This window comes from Streptomyces sp. SAS_281 (assembly GCF_052542855.1).
Genome location: NZ_JBMNDO010000029.1, coordinates 15,830 through 38,040 on the forward strand (window position 1 = coordinate 15,830; position 22,211 = coordinate 38,040).

Below are 22,211 nucleotides of genomic sequence, written 5' to 3' on the forward strand. Positions count from 1 at the left end.
GATGAGCCTGACCCTCTCGCTGGCCCGGGGCGCCGTCACCTCGCCCTTCAAACGGGCCGGACGCCCCGGCGCCACCCTCCCCGCCGGCCGCCTCCGGCTGCCCGCCGCTCCCCTCGCTCCCGGACGCCTCGCCGCGTACCGCACGATCTGCGGCTTCCCGGCGACCGGGCCGCTGCCGGTGACGTACCCGCACGTCCTGGCGTTCCCGCTGGCCATGCGGCTGATGACCCGCCGCGACTTCCCGCTCCCGGTCACCGGCCTCGTCCACACCTGGATCGAGATCACCGCCCACCGCACCCTCCATCCGGATGACCTGCTCGAACTCACGGTGTACGCGCGGGAGCTCAGCCCGCACCGGCGCGGTACCGAGGTCACCGTGGTGACCGAGGCGCGCCTCGCGGGCGAGCTGGTGTGGGAGTCCCGCAGCGGCTATCTGTCCCGGCACGCGACGCATACGGAAGCACCGGCACCGGGGACGCCCTCCGAGCCGCTCCCCGCCGTCGCCGAGTGGCGGCTGCCCGGCGGTCTCGGGCGGCGGTACGCGGCGGTCTCCGGCGACCGCAACCCGATCCACCTCCACCCGCTGACCGCCCGGCTCTTCGGCTTCCCCCGGGCCATCGCCCACGGCATGTGGACCGTGGCCCGCTGCCTCGCCGAGGCCCCCGACCCGGCCACCCTCCGCACCGTACGGACCGACTTCCGGGCCCCGGTCCTGCTGCCCGGCACCGTCACGTACGCCACCGACGGCACGGCGTTCGAGCTGCGCGGCGGCGCGGACGGGGCGCGGGTGCACCTCACCGGGACTACGGGCTAGGCGCCTGCCACGGGCGGCCGTTCATCAGGTTCTCCAGGCCCGCCCAGGAGAAGTTCATCAGCGTCGCCGCCGCCTCCCGGGCCGAGACGCCCGGGGTCTCGTTGGCCCAGCCGGCCAACGCCTCCGCCGCGCCCACCAGGGCCTGCGCGAGGCCCGCCACGTCCCGGTCCGGGAGCGCCGGGTCGTGGTGCGCCTCGCGGGCGGCGGCGCCGATCAGACCGGTCACGAACGCGACGATCTCCTCGCGCATCACGTTGACCTCGGTGGCGAACGGCTCCCCGTGCGTCCGCGCCTGCCGGTACAGCACCGCCCAGCCGTCCGGGTTCTCCGCGGTGTGCGTGAAGAACGCCCGCAGCCCCTCCCAGAGTTGCCGGTCGGCCGGAAGCCCGGGCTCGACGCCCCCCTGCACGGCGGCGAGCAGCGCCTGCGCCTCGCGCCGGATGCACGCGGTGAACAGCTCGTCCTTCGAGTTCAGGTACAGGTAGACCAGGGGCTTGGACACCCCGGCCAGCTCGGCGATCTCGTCCATCGAGGCGGCCCGGTACCCCCGCTGCCCGAACGTCTGCACCGCGGCGTCCATCATCTGCTGCTCGCGCACGGCGCGCGGCATCCGCTTGTTCCGCACAGCACCCACGTCGGCTCCCTCCCTTACTCCCCGGTAAGGGTACGGGGCCGCGCCCCGGCCCCGTCGTGCACCGCACGCCCGAGGGCCCCTCCTCCGCGTGGAGAAGGGGCCCTCGGGCGTGGAACGGGGCGGTCAGGCCGCGACCGGGACGCGCTCCGGCTCGGTGTCGCGGACCTCGTCCTCGTCCACCGGGGAGGCCGACGCCGAGTTGTAGGCGTCGTGGTCCAGGATCTTCTCCCGGGCCGAGACGAGCACCGGGACGAGCGCCTGGCCGGCCACGTTGGTGGCGGTGCGCATCATGTCCAGGATCGGGTCGATGGCCATCAGCAGGCCGACGCCCTCCAGCGGGAGTCCCAGGGTCGACAGGGTCAGCGTCAGCATGACCGTGGCGCCGGTCAGACCGGCGGTGGCCGCCGAACCGATGACCGAGACGAACGCGATCAGGATGTAGTCACCCACACCCAGCTGCACGTCGAAGATCTGCGCGATGAAGATCGCGGCGAGCGCCGGGTAGATCGCGGCGCAGCCGTCCATCTTGGTGGTGGCGCCGAACGGGACGGAGAAGGAGGCGTACTCCTTCGGGACGCCCAGGCGCTCGGTGACCTTCTGGGTGACGGGCATGGTGCCGACCGAGGAGCGCGAGACGAACGCCAGCTGGATCGCGGGCCAGGCGCCCTTGAAGAACTGGAGCGGGCTCAGCTTGGCGACGGTGGCGAGCAGCACGGGGTAGACGACGAACAGCACCAGGGCGCAGCCGATGTAGACGTCGGCGGTGAACGTCGCGTACTTGCCGATCAGGTCCCAGCCGTAGTCGGCGATCGCGTAGCCGATCAGGCCGACGGTGCCGAGCGGGGCGAGGCGGATGACCCACCACAGGGCCTTCTGGAGGAGTTCCAGGACGGCTTCGCTGAGGGTGAGGATCGGCTGGGCCTTCTCACCGAGCTTGAGGGCGGCGATGCCGGCGACGGCGGCCATGAAGACGATCTGGAGGACGTTCAGCTCGGCGAACGGCGTGATGACGTTGTCCGGGATGATGCCGGTCAGGAAGTCGAGCCAGGAACCGGCGTGCTCGGGGAGCTTGCCGTCCTTCGGGGTGAGGCCGGTGCCGGAGCCCGGGTTGGTGATCAGACCGATCGCGAGGCCGATGGCCACGGCGATGAGCGAGGTGATCATGAACCAGAGCACGGTGCGGCCGGCCAGCCGGGCGGCGTTGTTGACCTTGCGCAGGTTGGTGATCGACACCACGATCGCGAAGAAGACGAGGGGCGCGACGGCCAGCTTCAGCAGCTGGACGAAGATGTGGCCGACCTTGTCGAGCGTGGTGTACAGCCAGTCGATGTCCTGGCTGCGGGCGAGCCAGCCGAGCAGGACGCCGAGGACCAGACCGGCGACGATCTGGGCCCAGAACGGGACCTTCGGTATGCGGAAGCCGGAGCCTGCGGGCTTCTCGGCGGTGGACGCGGGGTTCGCGGACACGGACACACTCCAGATGTGACGCATCGGGACGCACGGGGACGGTGTGCGGGGGACGGGGGTGCGGCGCCCGCGTCAGGGGCGGCGCCGCTGCATGGTGCCGGTATCAGACGTTGCGGCAACAGACCGCGGACATACAGCGGCAGAGATCGACGTGAAGGCGCTCCACGAGCGGGACGCTCGTGGCAGATCGGAGGCGCACATCAGTCTTCATGCCGAACACGTTAACACTTGAACTTTGAGAACCTCAAAGGTCTTCTTTGGTACGGGAGAGCGCTCCAGCCCCGCCCCCGGCCGCCCCGGAATCCCCAACTCCGCCTGGGAACACGAAAAACCCCAGTACAGGAGCGGCTGCTCCCGCGCTGGGGTTCGACGGAGAAAAGTGCGGAGTGTGAGGAAGCTTACATTTTCCTTACGTGCCCCTTACGAGGTCACGCCGTCCTCGCGCGTGCGGTTGGCCTCCAGGCGGGCCTTGGCGCGGTCGACGGAGGAGACGATCTGCTCGGACATCTCGTCGCGCTGCTTGCGCAGCAGGACGAAGCTCAGCGGCGCGGACAGCACCAGGGCGAGCAGGATGACCCAGACGACGTTGGACCCGCCGACCCCGGACGGCACCAATCCGAAGTGGACGGCGATGGCGGCGACGACGAGGCAGCCGACGAAGATGCTGAGACGCATCGCGGTGTACCGGATCGTTGCGCTCGGCTTGGCAGCGGACACAGCTGGCCTTCTCTCTACGTACGACAGTCCTGCCCGACCAGTGAAGCATGCCCCGCAATCGATCGATTCGCTGGGCCGCGTCCCGGGCGCTCAGCCCAGCGGCAGCAGCATGAAGATGTCGTCGCGGTCGTCGCCCTCGGCCACCCGGATCGCACCGGGCACGCGCCCGACCTCCTTGTAGCCGCAGGCGGCGTAGAAGCGGTCGGCGCCGGTGCCGCCCCGGCAGGTGAGCCGGACCGCCTCGATGCCCTCGGTCGCGCGCGCCGCGTCCGCGACGACGGCCATCAGGTCGCGGCCGTACCCCTTGCCCTGGTGGCGGGGGTGGACCATCACGGTGTACGCCCACAGCCAGTGCCGCATCAGCCGGTGCGTGTTGAGCGTGAGGAACGCGGTGGCGGCGACGCGCCCCTCCTCGTCGTAGCCGACGACCAGTCGGGTCCGCCCCTCGGTCAGGGCCGCCTGGTGCTTGAGCAGTTCCGGCCGGATGTCCTCCTCCGACACGGGCGGCACGAAGCCCACCGCACCGCCCGCGTTGGAGACATCGGCCCAGAGCGCGACGATGCCGTCGCGCACGGGGCGGTCGAACGCCGGGTCCACCTCGAATGTAAGAGTCATAGGTGCAGATTAACTATTACAGCGCGCAGGCTCAACCCTTGTCCGGAACGCGAGAAAGCTCCGGCCGGGGACGGTGGCCGGAGCTTTCGTACGTGCAGCGTCGCGCGCGCGGCGCGCGCCGGGTCAGACCCGCATCGGCTGCGGCGACTCGCGCCGCTCCGCGTCCGGGCCCGGGTACTCGCGGATGATCTCGTACCGGGTGTTGCGCTCCACCGGCCGGAAGCCGGCGTCGCGGATCAGGTCGAGCAGGTCCTCGCGGGTCAGCTTGTTCGGCGTGCCGTAGTTGTCCGCGTCGTGCGTGATCTTGTACTCGACGACCGAGCCGTCCATGTCGTCCGCACCGTGCTGGAGGGCGAGCTGGGCGGTCTGCACACCGTGCATCACCCAGAACACCTTGACGTGCGGGACGTTGTCGAACAGCAGCCGCGAGACGGCGAAGGTCTTCAGCGCCTCGGCGCCGGTCGCCATCGTGGTCCGCGCCTGGAGCTTGTTGCGGACCTTGCCGTCCTTCATGTCCACGAAGTCGTGCTGGTAGCGCAGCGGGATGAAGACCTGGAAGCCGCCGGTCTCGTCCTGGAGCTCACGCAGCCGCAGCACGTGGTCGACGCGGTGCCGGGGCTCCTCGATGTGCCCGTACAGCATGGTCGCCGGCGTCTTCAGCCCCTTCTCGTGGGCGAGCCGGTGAATGCGCGACCAGTCCTCCCAGTGGGTGTTGTGGTCCACGATGTGCCGGCGGACCTCCCAGTCGAAGATCTCCGCGCCGCCACCGGTCAGCGACTCCAGACCGGCCTCGATCAGCTCGTCCAGGATCTCCGACGCGGAGAGCTTGGAGATGGTCTCGAAGTGGTGGATCTCGGTGGCGGTGAACGCCTTCAGGGAGACCTGCGGCAGCGCCTCCTTGAGCGCGCTGAGCGACCGCGGGTAGTAGCGCCACGGCAGGGAGGGGTGCAGCCCGTTGACGATGTGCAGCTCGGTGAGGTTCTCGCCCTCCATCGCCTTGGCGAGCTTCACCGCCTCCTCGATGCGCATGGTGTACGCGTCCTTCTCCCCCGGCTTGCGCTGGAAGGAGCAGTACGCGCACGAGGCGGTGCACACGTTCGTCATGTTGAGGTGACGGTTGACGTTGAAGTGGACGACGTCGCCGTTCTTGCGCGTGCGCACCTGGTGGGCCAGCCCGCCCAGCCACGCGAGGTCGTCGGACTCGTAGAGCGCGATCCCGTCCTCGCGGGTCAGCCGCTCACCGGCTTCGACCTTCTGCTCCAGTTCGCGCTTGAGTCCCGCGTCCACCAGTGCTCCTCAATTCCTCGCCGTACCGAACCCGCCCACCGTACGCCTAGCCCTCCTCGGGGAGGTCCCCGACCCGGTTCTCCCACTTGGTGGAGAGCACGATGGTGGTACGGGTGCGCGAGACGCCCTTGGTGGAGCTGAGGCGGCGGATCGTCTTCTCCAGCCCGTCCACGTCACCCACGCGGACCTTGAGCATGTACGAGTCGTCGCCCGCGATGAACCAGGCGTCCTCGATCTCCGCGAGGTCCTTCAGCCGGTGCGCCACGTCCTCGTGGTCCGCGGCGTCGGAGAGCGAGATGCCGATGAGGGCCGTGACGCCGAGGCCGAGCGAGGCCGCGTCGACGGTGGCGCGGTAGCCCGTGATGACACCGGCGGATTCCAGCCGGTTGATGCGGTCCGTGACGCTGGGCCCGGAGAGCCCGACGAGCCGTCCGAGCTCGGCGTACGAGGCCCTGCCGTTCTCCCGGAGGGCCTGGATGAGCTGCCTGTCCACCGCGTCCATGTGACTGAAACCTTCCATTGTTCAGCAGTACCGCAAGTCTACGTGTAGAATCCAAGGCGTGCAGGCGTTGAAGCCTGCAAATCTTCTCGCACAACCAAAAATCGCTTACGAATCTTCAGGAGTGACAACACCGTGTACACGATCGAGATGGCCTACGCCCGGATGCGCGAGCTTCAGGACCTGGCCAACCGCTCGCGTGCCCACCGTCCCGCCGCCGCCCTCGGGGTCGACCGCACCCGCGGCCCCCGACGCGCGCCCAAGAAGCGCTGACCCCACCGGATCAGCCGGAGGAGCCGCCACCCAGCTCCCCCTCCCAACGGCGGTACAGCCGGTGCGGCACACCCGCCGCGTCCAGCACCCGCCCCGCGACGAAGTCCACCAGATCCTGGATGTGCGTCGCCCCCGCGTAGAAGCCCGGCGAGGCGGGCAGCACGACCGCGCCCGCCTCGTCCAGGGCCACCAGCTGCTTCAGCGTCTGCCCGCTCAACGGCGTCTCCCGGACCGCGACCACCAGCTTCCGCCGCTCCTTGAGCGTCACGCTCGCCGCCCGCTGCAACAGGTCCTTGGACAGCCCGAGCGCCACCCCCGCCACGCACGCCGTCGAGGCCGGGACGATCAGCATCCCCTTCGCCGGGTACGACCCCGAGGACGGCCCCGCGGCCAGGTCACCGGCCGTCCAGTGGCGTACGCCCGACAGGTCCACCTCGAAGGTCTCCGGCTTCCCGTCCGCGCCCCGCGCCAGCCAGGCCGCCAGGTCCTCGCGCCAGTGCGCGTCCCGGTAGGCGATCCCCGTCTCGTCCAGGAGCGTCAGCCGCGACGCCCGGCTCACGACCAGGTCCACGCTCTCCCCCGCCGCCAGCAGCCCGCGCAGCACCGCTGCGGCGAAAGGCGTGCCCGAAGCGCCGGAAACCCCGACAATCCAAGGCATTCGCTGCTGCTGACTCACTGAAGACCGGGAATCCACACCCCCGAGCCTATCCGGCACCGCTCACACGGTGAGCCCGCGCACCACCAGGTCCAGCAGCGCGCACACGAAGAGCGCCATGCCGATGAAGCCGTTGACCGAGAAGAACGCCCGGTTCAGCCGGGAGAGGTCGTGCGGGCGCACCACCCGGTGCTCGTACACGAAGGCGACCGAGACGATCACCATGCCGATCCAGTAGAACGCCTCCGCGTCCGTGGCGAGGCCGAACCAGACCAGCAGGCCCGTCGTCACCACGTGGCACACCCGCGCGCCCCACAGCGCGGCCGGGATGCCGAAGCGCGCCGGGAAGGACAGCACGCCGTGCGCCCGGTCCGCCTGCACGTCCTGGCAGGCGAAGATCAGGTCGAACCCGCCGATCCAGATGCCGACGGCGAGCCCCAGGATCACCGCGTCCCACGACCAGCTGCCGGTCACCGCGAGCCAGGCCCCCACCGGGCCCATGGCCTGGGCGAGCCCCAGGATGGCGTGCGGGAAGTTCGTGAACCGCTTGCCGTACGGGTAGACGACCATCGGGACGACCGCGACCGGCGCGAGCGCCAGGCAGAGCGGGTTCAGCAGGGCGGCGGCCCCGAGGAACACGACGACGGCAACGAGCGCACCCGTCCACGCCGACTTCACCGACACCGCTCCGGTGACCAGCTCACGGCCCGCGGTGCGCGGATTGCGGGCGTCGATCTCGCGGTCGATGATCCGGTTCGCGGCCATGGCGAACGTCCGCAGCCCGACCATCGCGACCGTGACGAGCAGCAGCGTGACCCACTGGATCTCCCCGCCGTCGAGGAACATCGCGGTGAGGGCGGCGATGTACGCGAAGGGCAGCGCGAAGACGGAGTGCTCGATCATCACGAGCCGCAGGAACGCCTTCACCCTGCTGTTCGGTTGTGCGGGCCCCGGTCCCAGGGTCGCTTCGGCTGCGCTCACAGTCCGTATTCCTTCCACCGGCGGTCCACCAGGGCCGCCGTCTCCGGGTCCGACTCGACCATGTCCGGCCAGCCACCGTCCCGCGTGTACCCCTCCTCGGGCCACTTCCGCGTCGCGTCGATGCCCGCCTTGCCGCCCCAGAACTGCTGGTACGAGGCGTGGTCGAGATGGTCGACGGGACCCTCGGTGACCACCAGGTCACGGGCGTAGTCCGTGTTGCCGAGGGCCCGCCAGGACACCTCGTGCAGGTCGTGGACGTCGCAGTCGGAGTCCACGACGACGATCAGCTTCGTCAGCGACATCATGTGCGCGCCCCAGATCGCGCTCATCACCTTCTGCGCGTGCTTCGGGTACTTCTTGTCGATCGAGACGATCGCGCAGTTGTGGAAGCCGCCGGACTCCGGCAGGTGGTAGTCCACGATGTCCGGAACGATGATCTTGAGCAGCGGCAGGAAGAACCGTTCGGTGGCCCGCCCGAGCGGCCCGTCCTCGGTCGGCGGCCGGCCCACCACGATGGACTGGAGCAGCGGCCGCTTCCGCATGGTCACGCAGTCGATCGTCAGTGCGGGGAACGGTTCCTGCGGGGTGTAGAACCCGGTGTGGTCGCCGAACGGCCCCTCGGGCAGCGTCTCGCCCGGCTCCAGCCACCCCTCGATGACGACCTCGGCATGGGCCGGAACCTGGAGCGGCACGGTCTTGCAGTCGACCATCTCGATCCGCTTGCCCTGGAGGAACCCGGCGAACATGTACTCGTCGATGTCCTCGGGCAGCGGCGCGGTGGACGCGTACGTGACGGCGGGCGGTGCGCCGAACGCGATGGCGACGGGCAGCCGCTCCCCGCGCCGGGCGGCGACCTGGTAGTGGTTGCGGCTGTCCTTGTGGATCTGCCAGTGCATCCCGATGGTCCGCCGGTCGTGGCGCTGGAGCCGGTAGAGCCCGAGGTTGCGGATGCCGGTCTCGGGGTGCTTGGTGTGGGTGAGGCCCAGATTGAAGAAGGAGCCGCCGTCCTTGGGCCAGGTGAACAGCGCGGGCAGCCGGTCCAGGTCCACGTCGTCGCCGGTGAGGACGACCTCCTGGACGGGCGCGTTCTCGCCCTTCACCTTCTTCGGCGGCACGTGCACCATCGACCCGAGCTTCCCGAAGGCTTCCCGCACCCCGACGAACCCGTGCGGCAGCTCGGGCCTGAGCAGCCCGCCGATCTTGTCGCTGATCTCGCCGTAGGACTTCAGCCCGAGCGCCTTGAGCAGCCGCTTGTCGGTGCCGAAGACGTTCATGGCCAGGGGCATCGAGGACCCCTTGACGTTCTCGAAGAGCAGCGCGGGCCCGCCGGCCTTGTTCACCCGGTCGACGATCTCACCGACCTCCAGATAAGGGTCGACCTCGGCCTTGATGCGCTTGAGCTCGCCCTCGCGCTCCAGAGCCCGGAGGAGGGATCGAAGATCGTCGTAAGCCATACGGACAAGTTTGACATCCTCCCCGGCGAGCGCCGCCGGGGCTCCCCGCGTCAGCCGTCGACCGACGTGGTGGTACGCCGGTGGGCCGACGACCCGGTTGACGCTGCACGGCCCCGGCCGACGCCTGGAGGGCTCCACGTCCTGTACCCGCCGTGCCCGGCGGCCAGAGTGTTCTTCGCCCCGACCACATCCGCGTGCTCGGTAGGGGAGCAAGCTGTGCGTCCGGGCGGCCAGCGAAGCCACGAGAACCGCTCGTCACGCTTCGCGTCGACCAGTTGTCGGGCCTGTTCCTGGTACGAGATCCAGGCGCCTCGCCGCCGGTACGCCCCACGCTGCTCCAGCGCCGTGTTCCGGACGGCCCGGCAGACTCCCCCGTACCCCTCGGCGGTGGCGACCTGCTCCGCAGTCGGTTCCGCCCGGTACTCACGCCCCGCGAACACAGTCGGGCTCCGCGTCCAGTCCCGCCGTCTCCACACGCCGCAGCCGCATGCCCCTGCTCTCCGAGATCCGCAGCGCGTCCGTCAGGCACTCGGCCGGCCTCGCGGCGGCGAGACGCAGCTCCGCGACCGTCGATCCGGCGGCGGCGATGATCGGCTTGGCGCAGTCGAGGACTTCCGCGCCCATGCTCTACTCGGCCACCATCAACGACACTTCCACACGGGCGCCGAACCGGACGCCGAAATGCGCGGGGCCGGCCTCACCGAAACCCGGGTGTACGGCGTGGAGGGACCCACCTGGGCCCTCCTGAAAGCGACCGAGCGGCACACGGGGGAATCCCTGGTCGGATCACGCCTGTTCGCCTCCGCGCCGGCGGCCGCCCGCATGGCCGAACCGCACCCGGAGCTGCTCGCCGCCAGTTCCCATCTGCTAGCCGTGGGACGTAAATGACACCCGCTACCCTGGGCCCGTCACCGGGGCGGGGCAATGCCCCGCCAACTCTTCTCGGGGGGACTTCTCCACCATGTTCCGGGCCCTGATCTACCTTCTGCCGCTGGCGCTGACGATCTTCGCGTTCATCGACTGCCTGAACACCCCGGAGGACGAGGCCAAGCACCTGCCGAAGATCGCCTGGGTCTTCATCATCCTGCTGTTCTGGATCGTCGGCCCGATCGTGTGGCTGGCCGCGGGCAAGGTCCGCCAGGCCCCGGCCGGAGGCCGTACGCCCTCCGAGTGGCACCGCAACCACCGCCAGCAGTGGGTGGCGCCGGACGACAACCCGGACTTCCTGAAGACGCTGAAGGAAGAGAACAAGAAGGACGAGGCGCTCCTCAAGGACTGGGAGGCGGACCTGCGCCGCCGCGAGGAGGAGCTGAAGCGCCGCGAGAACGGCACGGAGGAAGCCTCGTAGGGCGTTCCGGGCCGACGAAGTCCAGTACCCGACGCCAGGTCCGCTTCGCGGCGGCCGGGTCGTGGTCAGGGAGGTCACGATCGGTGTAGAAGTGACCGGCACCCGGGTAGCGAAAGATCTCCAAGTCGGCCCCGGCCTCCCGCGCCGTCCGGGTCATGGCGGCGACACGCTCCGGCGGGGCGAACCGGTCTGGCTCGGCCGCATGCAGTTGTACGCGGAGGCCCGGCCGCACGGATGCGGGAATGTCGGCCGCGGCGTGCAGCAGAAGGACACCAGCGGTGGCGGGGCGCTCGGCCCACAGACCGGAGACGACGCCGGCCCCCATGGAGACACCGACGAGGATGGTGTCGTCCGGCATCGCGTCCAGAGCATGCCGAGCCCGCTCGATCACTACCGACCAGCCGATCCGTTCCACAAGCCGGAACCCCTGGTCGAGAGTGGCCGCAGCCTCACCGCCGTAGAGGTCGGGCGCCACGACCTCATGGCCGGCATGCCGCAGTCGCTCGGCGGCGAGGAGTTCGACAGAGCGCAGGCCAAGAACGGAGTGGAACAGCGCGATGTGAGCCATGCCGCAATCGTGCCGTCCAGCGGCTCCAGGACGTCAAGCTGCCCCGCAGAGTGACCGTCTGGCCGGCATTGTTCGAAACACGCCCCTAAGGGCTGTCCCGCAATTCCCGGCGGGCGCACGACGGCAGCTACGGCACCTCGCCGTGTTGTCGAAACGCCCGAATACATCCACTATGCGCGCGCCTCTCCGCCTTGCGATGCACCGCATCTGACGCCGTGCGCTGATCCACCAGGAATTGCGGGACAGCCCTTAGGGCGCGTATCGGGTCGTGATCAATGAGCATCGCAGTCTCCGGGGTGGGTGCCCCGTCTGGGGTCCGGCGATCTGCGGCTGCGCCGTGGGTGCGAGTGATCGGAAGCGTTGCTACAGGCAGGCAGCGGCGGGGCCCGAGTGCCCCGGATGCGTGCCTGCCGGGACGGTGTGTCAGACCATGGCGAGCCGGTCCACCAACAGCGCCACCCTCGGCTCAGCGTCCTCGGGCAGCAGGCGGCCCGCTCGGGTCAGGGTCGCCAGGCCGTGCAGAGCCGCCCAGAACACCTCGGTGAACATCCCCGGGTGGACGCCGTCGCCGGCGACCTCGGCGAGGCACTCGAGCAGGGCGGCGAAGGCGTCCTTCAGCGGCTCGGGGGTGTCCTCCTGCGCGTACGCCAGGCCGCCGTCGAGCTGGAACAAGGCGTCGTAGACCGCCGGGTTGTGCTCGGCGTCGTCGAGGTAGGCGCGGGCGAGGGCGGCGACCCGCTCGCGCGGGCTGTTCGCTCTGGAGACCGCGGCACGAACCGCCGCGGCCAGCTCGGCGGCGCCTTCCAGGGCGACGGCGCCGATGATCTCGCGTTTGCCGCGGAAGTGGCTGTAGAGGACGGGCTGGCCGGAGTGTTCGAAGCCCTGCTGGAGGACCTGATCGCGGAGGCGGCGAAGCGGGGCGAGGTGGACCTGTCCCTGGTCAGCATCGACTCCACCACCACACGCGCCCACCACGACGCCGCCGGGATGCCCCCGGCCAGGAGGTCCTCACCGCCCTGGAGAAGACTGCCGCCGAAGAGGAGAAGGCCCCGCCGAAGGGGGCAGCCCCGAAGAACAAAGCGGACACGAGGCCGAAGCGGCCCCCGAGCAGGAGGAACCACGACGGGTCCGCCGCCGGCGAAAGCTCCGCCTGAAGACCGCCCTCTTGCGACGCTCGCGGGGCGGGCAGACCAGCAAGGTCCACCTCGCCGCCGACCGCAGGTGCCGCCCGCCGGCGTTCGTGCTGACCGCCGGACAAGCGGCCGACAGCCCGCAGTTCATCCCCGTCCTACGGAAGATCCGGGTCCGCAGGCCCGTCGGCCGCCCTCGCACCCGGCCGGACGCCGTCGCCGGGGACAAGGCTTACTCCTCCCGAGGTAATCGCTCCCACCTGCGCAAACACCACATCAAGGTGGTCATCCCGGAGAAGGCCGACCAGGCCGCCCTCCAGGCGACGACGGGAATGGTCAGACAGGCCCTAGGCGGCACCCGCCGGGTCCAGAAGCCGGGCCAGCGTGCGGCGGCCCAGCGCGCTCATCGGTGGATTGCTCTTCGCGTAGTACCAGACCAGGCCCATCGCCTGCTCGAACGCCCACGCCCGGCCGCGCTCCCATTCGAGGTCGTCGCAGCCCAGGGCCCGACGGAACACCTCGCGCGGGCCCGGGCCCAGCAGGTGCCAGGCGCCCACCAGGTCCAGCGCCGGGTCGGCCGGGCCGAAGCCCCCGGTGTCGAGCACGCCGCCGAGCCGGTCGCCCAGGACCAGGACGTTGCCCGGGATCAGGTCGCCGTGGCACATCACGTCGAGGCCCGTCCGCGGCAGCTCCCGGAAGCCGGCCCACAGGGCGCGCAGCGGGGCCACGTCGAGCAGGCCCTCGCTCTCCTCGAAGCACGTGGCCATCCAGCCGTCGTGGTCGGCGATCACCCCGCCGCGCCCCCCGCCGCCGAAGGTCCGCCCCCGCGTGCCGGCGCGCCGGAGGCCGGTGACAAAGTCCGCGAGGTCCTGGGCGAAGGCGTCGGACGCGGCCGGGTCGGCGTCGAAGGCGTTGGTCCCGGGCAGCCAGGTCTGGACGGCCCAGGGCATGGGGTAACCGGCCCCGGGCGCGCCCAGGGCGACCGGTTCCGGGACGGGGAAGCGGGAGACGCGCGCCAGCTCCGTGGCTGCCCGGGCCTCCTGTTCCAGGGCGGCCAGCGCCTCGGCGGGGCCGGCCCGGCGCAGCGGGAAGCGGGCGGAGAGGCCGTCGCCGATGCGGAAGATGGTGTTCATCGTGCCGGTGGAGGCCAGGGGGCGGACGGCCTCGTCGGCCCACTGCGGGAACTGGTCGCGGATCAGGGCCGCGACGGTCCCTGTGGTCACGTCCACCTGGTCGTCGTGCATGGTCATGCGCCGCCCCTCCCCCGGTGAAAGACCGCTGCCCGCCCCGGCGGACCGGAGGCGGGCAGCTGTCGTCGTGATGCGCGTCAGACGCCGGCGTACGAGTGCTTGCCGGTGACGAAGATGTTGACGCCGTAGTAGTTGAAGATCCAGCAGCCGAAGGCGATCAGGGCCAGGTAGGCGGCCTTGCGGCCCTTCCAGCCGGCGGTGGCGCGGGCGTGCAGGTAGGCGGCGTACGCGACCCAGGTGATGAAGGACCAGACCTCCTTGGGGTCCCAGCCCCAGTAGCGGCCCCAGGCGTCGCCCGCCCAGATCGCGCCCGCGATGATCGTGAACGTCCAGAGCGGGAAGACGGCGGCGTTGATCCGGTACGAGAACTTGTCGAGGCTCGACGCGGACGGCATCCGGGAGAGCACGGAGTGGGCGAAGGAGCCCGGCTCCTCGCCGTTCGCGAGCTTGTTCTCGTAGCTGTCGCGGAAGAGGTAGATCAGCGTGCCGATGCCGCCGATGAAGAAGACCGCGCCGCAGATGATGGCGGTGGAGACGTGGATCCACAGCCAGTACGAGTGCAGCGCGGGCACCAGCTGGTCGCTGTCGGTGTAGAGCCAGGTGGTGGCGACGCCGAGGTCGAGCAGGACCGCGGTGACCAGGATCAGGCCCATCCAGCGGACGTTCTTCTTCAGCGCGAGCAGGATCAGGTACGCGGCGACCGCCACCGTGGAGAAGGTGATGGAGAACTCGTACATGTTGCCCCAGGGCGCGCGCTGCACGGACAGCGCGCGGGCGACGACGCCGCCGGCCTCGACCAGGAGCGCGAGGACGGTCAGCGAGACCGCCATGCGCCCGTAGAGGTCGCCCTTGAACGTGCCGCCGGCGGCGCCGGGCCCGTCCGGTACGTCGCGCGAGCCGGTGGCGGACCGGGTGATGACCTTGGGCTTCTCCAGGACGGCGGTGCCGCCGCCCTGGGCGGCGACCTGGACCTTCACCGTGCCGGGCGCGGCGGCGGCCTCCTCGGTGAGCGCGGCGGCGGTGCGGCCGACCTTGCTGCGGCTGCCGAACACCCATTCCGCGATGTACGCGAGGAAGGCCAGGGTGTAGACGGCCATCGAGGAATAGATCAGCACATTGCTGGTGTGCGCCAGGTTCTCGTTGGTTGCGGCGGCGAGATTCACTTCTCAGCCCCTTCGGCGGGTTCTACGGAGGACGCCTCGGCGACGTCGCTGTCGGTGCCGGGCGCGGTGGGCGCCTCGGCGTTGAGCGTGACCGCGAGGTCGGCCAGCTCCTCGGGAAGCTTCGCGGACTCGCTGCGGCCGAGCCCGGCCATCTCGACCACGGTGACGCCGTCGGCGCCGCGCACGGCCCGGATCCAGACGCGTCGGCGCTGGATGAACAGGGAGCCGGCGAGACCGGCGATGGCGGCCACGGCGCCGGTGAGCGCCCAGCCGCTGGCGGGCTGTTCGGAGATCTGGAAGCTCGCCCACTCCTGGAGGCCCTCGAAGGTGATGGAGCCGGCCCCGTCGGGCAGCTTCATCGTCTCGCCGACGAGGAGGCGCTGCTTGAGCTGCTTGCCGTCGGCGTCCTTGAACTCCTTCATCTTGCTCGTGTCCAGCTGGTACACGTTCTGCGCGATGCCGGAGTCGACGCCGATGGAGCCGTGGTAGCCGTTGAGCGCGAGGACGGGGAAGTCGGCGGCCGGGAACTGGGACCACATGGTGCCCTTGCCCTTGCCGGCGAAGGTCGGCACGAAGAACGCCTGGAAGCCCAGCTGCTCGGTCTTGCCGTTCTTGTCGCGGTAGCCGTCGAGCACCTTGATGGCGCCGCTCGACGTGACGTTGTTGTCGAGGGGCAGCAGCGGGACGGCGGACTTGAAGACCTCCTTGCCCCGGCCGTCCTTGACGGAGATGACGGGGGCGTAGCCGTGGGCGTTGAGGTAGACCTTCGTGCCGTCCACGACGAGGGGTTCGTTGACCTTGATGACCCTCTTCTGCGGCTTGCCGTACGCGCCGTCGGAGAAGGTCACGCGCGCCTCGTACGTGCGCGGGGTGCCGATCTGCGGCCCCTTGCGCTCGTACGTGCCGATGAAGTCGTCCAGGGTGAAGCTGAACGGGGTCAGCGCGTCGTCGTCGTAGAGCGAGCCGGACTTGAAGTTGTCGTACTGGGTGATCGTGTTGGAGAACCCGTCGCCCTCGACGACCAGCTTGGCGCCCTCGTACTTGAAGAGCTGGCCCCAGGCGAAGGCGACGAGCATCACGATGAGCGCGATGTGGAAGATCAGGTTGCCGGCCTCGCGCAGGTAGCCCTTCTCGGCGGCGACGGCGTCACCGGCGAGGTGGGCCCGGTAGCGGCGCTTGCGGACGATCGCGAGCGCGGCCTCGTGGACCTTCTCGGGCTCGGCCTCGGTGCGCCAGGTGGTGTACGCGGGCAGCCGGGTGAGGCGCTTGGGGGCGCCCGGCGGGCGGCTGCGGAGCTGGCCGACGAAGGTGGCGGTGCGCGGGACGATGCAGCCGATGAGCGAGACGAACAGCAGGATGTAGATCGCGGAGAACCACACCGAGCTGTAGACGTCGAAGAACTGGAGCTTCTCGTAGATCGGCGTGACGACGGTGTGCGCGTTCTTGAACGTCTGCACCTTCAGCTCGTCCACGCTGTTCTGCGGGATCAGCGAGCCGGGGATGGCGCCGAGGGAGAGCAGGAAGAGCAGGATCAGCGCGACCCGCATGGAGGTGAGCTGGCGCCAGAACCAGCGGATCCAGCCGATGACGCCCATGGCGGGGAGGTTCGCCAGGGACTCCTCGCGGGGGGCGGTGGAGAGCTGGGAGCCGGCGGCGCCGAGCTCAGCTGCGTTCTCCTGGTCCCGCTCCTGGGAGCGGTTGGAGGTGGTGTTGCTCATTGGTACTCAGATCCCCACCTGGAAGCCGTCCGACCAGCCCTGTAGTTCCTGCATCATGCTGCCCCACGCGCCTGTGAGCAGGAGCAGCCCGGTCACGATCATCATTACGCCGCCGGTGCGCATGACCCAGGCGTAATGCCGCTTGACCCAGCCGAACGCGCCGAGCGCCTTGCGGAAGGCGACGGCGGCGAGCACGAAGGGGATGCCCAGGCCCAGGCAGTAGGCCACGGTCAGTATGGCGCCGCGTCCGGCGGTGCCCTGGTCCATGGCGAGGATGGACACCGAGCTGAGCGTGGGCCCGAGGCACGGGGTCCAGCCGATGCCGAAGAGGGCGCCGAGCAGCGGGGCGCCGACCAGGCCGGTCACCGGCTTCTTGTGGATGCGGAACTCGCGCTGCGTCATCCACGGCATGAGGCCCATGAAGAAGACGCCCATGAGGATCATCAGCACGCCGAGCACCTTGGTGAGGGGCCCGCTGTTGGCCTGGAGGGTGTCGCCGAAGAAGCCGAAGAGGGCGCCGCCGGAGACGAACACGGCGGTGAAGCCGGCGACGAAGAGCGAGGCGCCCGCGACCATCCGGCCGCGCCGGGCCTCGGCGAGGTCGGCGCCGCTGACCCCGGTGACGTAGCTGAGGTAGCCGGGGACGAGCGGCAGGACGCAGGGCGAGAAGAAGGAGACGAGCCCGCCGAGCAGGGCGAGGGGCAGGGCGACCAGCAGGGCGCCGTTCTGAACGGTGTCGTTCTGCATGGCGGCGGCGAGGGTGCTCACCTGATCACTTCTCCGCGATCAGCGGGTCGAGCATCTTGTGCAGATCGGTGTCGTCCATCGGGCCCACGAAGCGGGCGGCGAGCTTGCCGTCCCGGTCGATGACGACGGTCGACGGGATGGACTGGAGCCGGAAGGTGCCCTTGGGGAAGCGCAGCAGGAGCTTCCCCGTCCGGTCGTAGAAGCTGGGGTAGGGCGTTTCGTGGCTCTCTTCGAACTGCACGGCGTTGCTCTTGGAGTTGTCGCGGGTGTTGATGCCCACGAACTGCACGCCCTTGTCCTTCGTGTCCTCGGCGACCTGCTTGAAGTACTTCGCTTCGAGCCGGCAGGGGGCGCACCACGAGCCCCAGGCGTTCAGGACGATGACCTTGCCCTTGTAGTCGGCGAGGTCGAGCTGCTTGCCGTCCACGGTCTCGCCGGCGAGCTCCGGTGCGTCGGCGCGCTCGTCCTTGGGCGCGGTGGCGATTCCGCCGTTGCCCGTGACGAAGTTGGTGTCGCCGCCGCCGCTGGTCTTGCCGCCGGAGTCGCACGCGGTCAGCGTCAGTGCGAGCGCGGCGGCCGCCAGGGGAGCGGCGAGCAGCGTGAAGCGGCGTCGGGGTGCGCGGCCATGGCTCATGTGAAAAGTTTCGCATGGCCGTTCCGGGGATCTTGGGCACCCCCCTCGGTGCCCGTAAAGCCCGTTGTCAGGCTCGTTTAAAGAAGGTGTTCCAGCCGCCCGCGGGTGCTTCGCCCACCTGGAGTGTACGGAGCTTGGCGAGGACCGCCGGGTCCTGGACGTCGAGCCAGTCGACGAACTGCCGGAAGGAGACGAGGCGCACATCCGGTTTTCCGGCGATGTGCTTGAGCGTCTCTTCGACGGCGTCCATATAGATGCCGCCGTTCCACTCCTCGAAGTGGTTTCCGATGTAGAAGGGCGCACGGTTCGTCTCGTAGGCGCGTTTGAATCCGCTGAGGTAGGACTGCGTGGCCTGTTCCCGCCAGCCGGGATAGCGGGAGGGCATTCCCCTCGTCGAGTTCTGCGACTGGTTGGCGAGGATGTTGTAGTCCATGGAGAGGACTTCGAAGGTGTGCCCGGGGAACGGGATGCCCTGGAGCGGCAGGTCCCAGACGCCCTGGCGTTTGACGGGCCAGACCTGGGTGCCGCCGGGCGAGCTGGCGTCGTAGCGCCAGCCGAGCTTCTTGGCGGTGGGCAGCAGATTGTCCTGGCCGAGGAGGCAGGGGGTGCGGCCGCCGACGAGTTCCTTGCGGTAATCGAAGGGGAGCGATTCCTCGCCGTCCCAGCCGGTGTTGGTGCGCCATTGGGTGACGAAGGAGATCGCCTGGTCGATTTCGCTCTGCCACTGGGCGGGGGTCCAGTTGGCGACCGATCCGGATCCGGCGCAGAAATGCCCGTTGAAGTGGGTGCCGATCTCGTGGCCGTCGAGCCATGCCTGCCGGACGTTCTTCAGCGTCTCCTTGAGGTGGCCGTCGGTGAGATAGCCGATGTCGGAGGCGCCGACGGGGTTGTTCGGCGGGCGGTAGAGCGTTTTCTTCGATTCCGGCAGGAGATAGAGGCCGGAGAGGAAGAAGGTCATCGACGCGTCGTGTTCCCGGGCGAGTTCCAGAAAGCGCGGGAAGAGCCCGTTGCCGACCTCGCCGGCCCCGTCCCAGGAAAAGATCACGAACTGCGGCGGCTTCTGCCCGGGTTCCAGGGGGACGGGGGCGTGCGGCTGCTTCGGCTGCTTCCCGGTATAGGCGGTGGAACCGTCGCCGATGGCGCGGACGTCCTTCTTGTTTCCGGTGCCCTTCGAGGTTCCGCCGGCCGCCTTCTCTCCGGTCGCGCCCTTGTCCGGACTCGGGCTTCCGTCGCCGGCGCCGGGGCCGGAGGAGCCGGTGGTGCCGCACCCCGCCATTCCGGCGGCGGCCGCGGCACCGAGACCGGCTCCGAGCAATCCCCTTCGGCTGATCTCACGCATGCGGCTTCCCATCTGCGGTCGTTTTGCCTTAAGTCCATACAAACTGGCAATCGCTTAGATGGGAGGAGCCACACGGAGGTTCCCCCGGATAGCACAAAATTCTTTACGAAACCAGCCCCTGGCGTTGACCGAACACAAGTGCTGACCTCTCGGCCCGTGGGGCCCCTACGCCCCGAATCCCTTCGAGGCGCCCTTCACCGGCTTGGCACCGGCCCGCAGGTGCGCGGGGACCAGGTCGCGGGCCGGCTCCGAGTAGCCGACGGAGACGATCTTGTCGCCCCGGTACGTGAAGCTGGTCAGCGAGGCGAGCGTGCACTGCCGCTTGCGCGGGTCGTGCCAGAGCCGCCGCCGCTCCACGAAGCTGCGGACGATCCAGATCGGCAGCTGGTGGCTGACGCAGACCGCCTCGTGCCCCCGGGCCGCGTCCCGGGCCGCGTCGAGCGCGCCCATCATGCGGACGACCTGCTCGATGTACGGCTCGCCCCAGGACGGGCGGAACGGGTTCGTCAGGTGCTTCCAGTTGTCCGGCTTGCGCAGCGCGCCGTCGCCCACGCCGAAGGTCTTGCCCTCGAAGACGTTGGCGGCCTCGATGAGCCGGCCGTCCGTGGCGAGGTCCAGGCCGTGCGCCTTGGCGATCGGGGTCGCGGTCTCCTGGGCGCGCTCCAGCGGGGAGGCGACGGCGTACGTGATGTCGCGCTTCTCCAGGTGCTCGGCGACCCGGTCGGCCATCTGCCGGCCCAGCTCGGAGAGGTGGTACCCGGGCCGGCGCCCGTACAGCACGCCCTCCGGGTTGTGCACCTCGCCGTGGCGCATCAGGTGGACCACGGTGATGTCGTCGGGATTCTTCTCGCTCATGCGGTGGCCTCCGAGGCGGCGCGGGCGGCGGCGGGCAGGGCGGCGGCGATGCGCTCGACGGCCTGCGTGTCGTGGGCGGTGGACACGAACCACGACTCGAACGCGGACGGCGGGAGGTAGACGCCCTGCGCCAGCATCGAGTGGAAGAACGGGGTGAAGCGGAAGGCTTCCTGCCGCTTGGCGTCCTCGTAGTCACGGACGGGCCCGTCCGTGAAGAACACGGAGAACATGTTGCTCGCCGCCTGGACGGTGTGCGCGACGCCCTCCTTGTCCAGGGCGGCGCTCACCAGACCCCGGATCTCGGCGGAGACCGCGTTCACCTTCGCGTACGCGGCGTCGTCCAGCAGCCGCAGCTGCGCGAGCCCGGCGGCGGTGGCGACCGGGTTCCCGGACAGCGTGCCCGCCTGGTAGACCGGGCCGGCCGGGGCCAGGTGCGCCATCACGTCGGCGCGCCCGCCGAACGCCGCGGCCGGGAAGCCGCCGCCCATGACCTTGCCGAAGGTCATCAGGTCCGGCCGCACCCCGTCGACGCCGTACCAGCCGGCCTTCGACGTACGGAAGCCGGTCATCACCTCGTCGGAGATGTACAGCGCCCCGTTGGCGGCGCACAGCTCCTTGAGCCCCGCGTTGAACCCGTCCAGCGGCGGGACGACGCCCATGTTGCCCGGCGACGCCTCGGTGATCACGCACGCGATCTCGCCCGGCCGCGCGGCGAACGCGGCGCGCACGGCCTCCAGGTCGTTGTACGGCAGCACGATCGTGTCGCCCGCCTGCGCGCCGGTGACCCCGGGGGTGTCCGGCAGCCCGAAGGTCGCGACGCCGGACCCGGCCGACGCGAGCAGGGCGTCCACGTGGCCGTGGTAGCAGCCGGCGAACTTCACGACCTTGGCCCGGCCGGTGAACCCGCGGGCGAGGCGGATCGCGGACATCGTCGCCTCGGTCCCCGACGACACCAGCCGCACCTGCTCGACCGGCTCGACGCGCGCGACGATCTCCTCGGCGAGCGCGACCTCGCCCTCGCCGGGCGTACCGAACGAGGTGCCGCGGGCGACGGCCTCCTGGACTGCGGCGATCACCTCGGGGTGGGAGTGGCCGAGGATCATCGGCCCCCACGAGCACACGAGGTCGACGTACTCCCGCCCGTCGGCGTCGGTCAGGTACGGACCGGTACCGGAGACCATGAACCGGGGCGTACCGCCCACGGCCCGGAAGGCTCGGACAGGAGAGTTCACGCCGCCGGGCGTCACGAGGGACGCGCGGTCGAAAAGCGTCTGCGAAACTGGGGCGTCATAGGGAAAGCTCACACATGCCATGGTGTCAGAGCCACGGACGGTCTTTGCGGACAGGTGTTTCACCGCACGCCCGTGGGGGAGGTCACTGACACGATGATCGGGTTGCGCGGCGGGGGCTGTGCCTCCTAGTGAGTAGTCGGGTGGATGAGATATGCATCGCGGTGGCGGAGTGGGCGAAGGGACGGACGGCCCGGGGCCCGAGCCTGCCCGGCGTGGCCGGCACCGGCGGCGCGAGGCCGAGCACACGCAGGGCATACAGGCCGGTGAGGCGCGGACAGGCGGCGGGGCCGGGAGCGGGAGTAGTGGCCGGGTGGGGGTGACCTACAAGTATTTCGGTGCTCCCGACGGAGCCACCGCGGCACGCGTGCCCATCTCCATGCGCCCCGAGGAGCTCGGCGGCGACGAGCTCGGCATGGGCGGCATGTTCACCAAGATCAAGCCGGAGACGGTGGCCGCGATGGTCCTCACCGGCATCCAGGGCGTACCTCTGCACAAGGTCCCCCCGCTGGAACTGGTCGTCCTGCACCCCGACTACGCGGTGGTCAAGCTCCCCATGACGGTGGTCGACCCGCTGCGCGGCGTCGGCGAGGAGTCGGTCGGCGCCGCCGCCTTCATCTGGTCCACGGTCCCGGACCGGGGCGGCCCGCGCGACGCGTTCAACGTCTACCAGCTGCTCCACGAGTGGCAGGACTTCAGCCACCGCCTGCACGACGCGGGGCATCAGGCGTACTGCCTGGTGTGGCCCTGACGGAGGGGGTTCGGGCCGTACTG

General features: G+C 70.1%; 25 protein-coding genes and 1 pseudogene. 5 read left to right on the top strand and 21 right to left on the bottom strand.

The annotated features are described in order from the left end of the window. Position 1 precedes the first annotated feature (1 nt). Positions 2-814 (top strand): MaoC/PaaZ C-terminal domain-containing protein, encoded by an 813-nt coding sequence (locus ACN6LM_RS13605; RefSeq protein ID WP_445065610.1) that lies wholly within the window; start codon positions 2-4, stop codon positions 812-814. Here ACN6LM_RS13605 and ACN6LM_RS13610 read toward each other — a convergent pair. The 6 genes from ACN6LM_RS13610 to ACN6LM_RS13635 all read right to left on the bottom strand — a co-directional run bounded on the left by ACN6LM_RS13610 (position 804) and on the right by ACN6LM_RS13635 (position 6,036). Then, positions 804-1,424 carry a TetR/AcrR family transcriptional regulator gene (locus ACN6LM_RS13610; RefSeq protein WP_445065662.1) on the bottom strand — a complete coding sequence of 207 codons (621 nt, stop codon included), beginning with the start codon at positions 1,422-1,424 and terminating at the stop codon, positions 804-806. The two genes, ACN6LM_RS13605 and ACN6LM_RS13610, sit on opposite strands and share 11 nt — an antisense overlap. Positions 1,425-1,571: 147 nt before the next feature. After that, on the bottom strand, positions 1,572-2,915 hold the full coding sequence (locus ACN6LM_RS13615; protein WP_445065611.1) for a dicarboxylate/amino acid:cation symporter: 1,344 nt from the start codon (positions 2,913-2,915) through the stop codon (positions 1,572-1,574). A gap of 420 nt (positions 2,916-3,335) precedes the next feature. Further along, positions 3,336-3,590 carry a DUF4229 domain-containing protein gene (locus tag ACN6LM_RS13620; protein ID WP_445065612.1) on the bottom strand — a complete coding sequence of 85 codons (255 nt, stop codon included), beginning with the start codon at positions 3,588-3,590 and terminating at the stop codon, positions 3,336-3,338. Positions 3,591-3,722: 132 nt separating this feature from the next. Next, positions 3,723-4,247, bottom strand: a complete 525-nt coding sequence (locus ACN6LM_RS13625; protein WP_445065613.1) for a GNAT family N-acetyltransferase — start codon at positions 4,245-4,247, stop codon at positions 3,723-3,725. A 123-nt stretch (positions 4,248-4,370) separates the two neighbouring features. After that, positions 4,371-5,534 (bottom strand): aminofutalosine synthase MqnE, encoded by a 1,164-nt coding sequence (mqnE, locus tag ACN6LM_RS13630; RefSeq protein WP_445065614.1) that lies wholly within the window; start codon positions 5,532-5,534, stop codon positions 4,371-4,373. Positions 5,535-5,580: 46 nt separating this feature from the next. Next, the gene (locus ACN6LM_RS13635; RefSeq protein WP_383303360.1) at positions 5,581-6,036 is read right to left on the bottom strand and encodes an Lrp/AsnC family transcriptional regulator; all 456 of its coding nucleotides are present in this window, start codon (positions 6,034-6,036) and stop codon (positions 5,581-5,583) included. A 132-nt stretch (positions 6,037-6,168) separates the two neighbouring features. Here ACN6LM_RS13635 and ACN6LM_RS13640 point away from each other — a divergent pair, with 132 nt between their 5' ends. Continuing rightward, positions 6,169-6,306 carry a hypothetical protein gene (locus tag ACN6LM_RS13640; protein ID WP_445065615.1) on the top strand — a complete coding sequence of 46 codons (138 nt, stop codon included), beginning with the start codon at positions 6,169-6,171 and terminating at the stop codon, positions 6,304-6,306. A gap of 10 nt (positions 6,307-6,316) precedes the next feature. On the opposite strand, the gene ACN6LM_RS13645 is transcribed toward ACN6LM_RS13640, so the two are convergent. Genes ACN6LM_RS13645 through ACN6LM_RS13665 form a run of 5 tightly spaced genes read right to left on the bottom strand, consistent with a single transcriptional unit; the run spans position 6,317 to position 10,020 of the window. Beyond that, positions 6,317-6,982 (bottom strand): UbiX family flavin prenyltransferase, encoded by a 666-nt coding sequence (locus tag ACN6LM_RS13645; protein ID WP_445065616.1) that lies wholly within the window; start codon positions 6,980-6,982, stop codon positions 6,317-6,319. Positions 6,983-7,024: 42 nt separating this feature from the next. After that, entirely contained in the window at positions 7,025-7,942 is a 918-nt protein-coding gene (gene mqnP, locus ACN6LM_RS13650) for a menaquinone biosynthesis prenyltransferase MqnP (RefSeq protein WP_445065617.1), read from the bottom strand. Next, the gene (locus tag ACN6LM_RS13655; protein ID WP_445065618.1) at positions 7,939-9,396 is read right to left on the bottom strand and encodes a menaquinone biosynthesis decarboxylase; all 1,458 of its coding nucleotides are present in this window, start codon (positions 9,394-9,396) and stop codon (positions 7,939-7,941) included. The genes mqnP and ACN6LM_RS13655 overlap by 4 nt, the downstream gene beginning before the upstream one ends. Before the next feature lie 50 nt (positions 9,397-9,446). Beyond that, positions 9,447-9,872 (bottom strand): helix-turn-helix domain-containing protein, encoded by a 426-nt coding sequence (locus tag ACN6LM_RS13660; protein WP_445065619.1) that lies wholly within the window; start codon positions 9,870-9,872, stop codon positions 9,447-9,449. Further along, positions 9,820-10,020 (bottom strand): hypothetical protein, encoded by a 201-nt coding sequence (locus ACN6LM_RS13665; protein ID WP_445065620.1) that lies wholly within the window; start codon positions 10,018-10,020, stop codon positions 9,820-9,822. Before ACN6LM_RS13665 ends, ACN6LM_RS13660 begins: the two co-directional genes overlap by 53 nt. A 337-nt stretch (positions 10,021-10,357) precedes the next feature. Between ACN6LM_RS13665 and ACN6LM_RS13670 the strand changes: the two genes are divergently transcribed. Continuing rightward, a complete protein-coding gene (locus ACN6LM_RS13670) occupies positions 10,358-10,744 on the top strand; it encodes a PLD nuclease N-terminal domain-containing protein (RefSeq protein ID WP_445065621.1) in 387 nt (128 codons plus the stop codon). On the opposite strand, the gene ACN6LM_RS13675 is transcribed toward ACN6LM_RS13670, so the two are convergent. Beyond that, positions 10,665-11,312 carry a dienelactone hydrolase family protein gene (locus ACN6LM_RS13675; RefSeq protein ID WP_445065622.1) on the bottom strand — a complete coding sequence of 216 codons (648 nt, stop codon included), beginning with the start codon at positions 11,310-11,312 and terminating at the stop codon, positions 10,665-10,667. The two genes, ACN6LM_RS13670 and ACN6LM_RS13675, sit on opposite strands and share 80 nt — an antisense overlap. A gap of 423 nt (positions 11,313-11,735) precedes the next feature. Then, positions 11,736-12,287 carry a TetR-like C-terminal domain-containing protein gene (locus tag ACN6LM_RS13680; protein WP_445065663.1) on the bottom strand — a complete coding sequence of 184 codons (552 nt, stop codon included), beginning with the start codon at positions 12,285-12,287 and terminating at the stop codon, positions 11,736-11,738. On the opposite strand from ACN6LM_RS13680, the pseudogene ACN6LM_RS13685 reads away from it, so the two are divergent. Then, positions 12,177-12,783, top strand: a pseudogene (locus ACN6LM_RS13685) (transposase); the annotation flags it as partial. The gene ACN6LM_RS13680 and the pseudogene ACN6LM_RS13685 overlap by 111 nt on opposite strands. A gap of 6 nt (positions 12,784-12,789) precedes the next feature. Here ACN6LM_RS13685 and ACN6LM_RS13690 read toward each other — a convergent pair. From ACN6LM_RS13690 to hemL, 8 genes are all read right to left on the bottom strand, one after another. Next, entirely contained in the window at positions 12,790-13,692 is a 903-nt protein-coding gene (locus ACN6LM_RS13690) for an aminoglycoside phosphotransferase family protein (protein WP_445065623.1), read from the bottom strand. A gap of 77 nt (positions 13,693-13,769) precedes the next feature. Continuing rightward, positions 13,770-14,855 (bottom strand): c-type cytochrome biogenesis protein CcsB, encoded by a 1,086-nt coding sequence (ccsB, locus tag ACN6LM_RS13695; RefSeq protein ID WP_445065624.1) that lies wholly within the window; start codon positions 14,853-14,855, stop codon positions 13,770-13,772. Beyond that, positions 14,852-16,573 (bottom strand): cytochrome c biogenesis protein ResB, encoded by a 1,722-nt coding sequence (gene resB / locus ACN6LM_RS13700; protein WP_445065625.1) that lies wholly within the window; start codon positions 16,571-16,573, stop codon positions 14,852-14,854. Before resB ends, ccsB begins: the two co-directional genes overlap by 4 nt. Before the next feature lie 6 nt (positions 16,574-16,579). Then, a complete protein-coding gene (locus ACN6LM_RS13705; protein WP_445065664.1) occupies positions 16,580-17,320 on the bottom strand; it encodes a cytochrome c biogenesis CcdA family protein in 741 nt (246 codons plus the stop codon). Between the two features lie 25 nt (positions 17,321-17,345). After that, positions 17,346-17,954 carry a TlpA family protein disulfide reductase gene (locus ACN6LM_RS13710; protein ID WP_445065626.1) on the bottom strand — a complete coding sequence of 203 codons (609 nt, stop codon included), beginning with the start codon at positions 17,952-17,954 and terminating at the stop codon, positions 17,346-17,348. A gap of 67 nt (positions 17,955-18,021) precedes the next feature. Beyond that, entirely contained in the window at positions 18,022-19,293 is a 1,272-nt protein-coding gene (locus tag ACN6LM_RS13715; protein WP_445065627.1) for a hypothetical protein, read from the bottom strand. Between the two features lie 165 nt (positions 19,294-19,458). Continuing rightward, complete coding sequence (locus ACN6LM_RS13720) at positions 19,459-20,148, bottom strand: histidine phosphatase family protein (RefSeq protein WP_445065628.1); 690 nt, start codon at positions 20,146-20,148, stop codon at positions 19,459-19,461. Beyond that, a complete protein-coding gene (hemL, locus tag ACN6LM_RS13725; protein ID WP_164400089.1) occupies positions 20,145-21,461 on the bottom strand; it encodes a glutamate-1-semialdehyde 2,1-aminomutase in 1,317 nt (438 codons plus the stop codon). The genes ACN6LM_RS13720 and hemL overlap by 4 nt, the downstream gene beginning before the upstream one ends. Positions 21,462-21,591: 130 nt before the next feature. Here hemL and ACN6LM_RS13730 point away from each other — a divergent pair, with 130 nt between their 5' ends. Then, positions 21,592-22,188, top strand: coding sequence for a hypothetical protein (locus tag ACN6LM_RS13730; protein ID WP_445065629.1), 597 nt, complete (start codon positions 21,592-21,594; stop codon positions 22,186-22,188). Positions 22,189-22,211 lie beyond the last annotated feature (23 nt).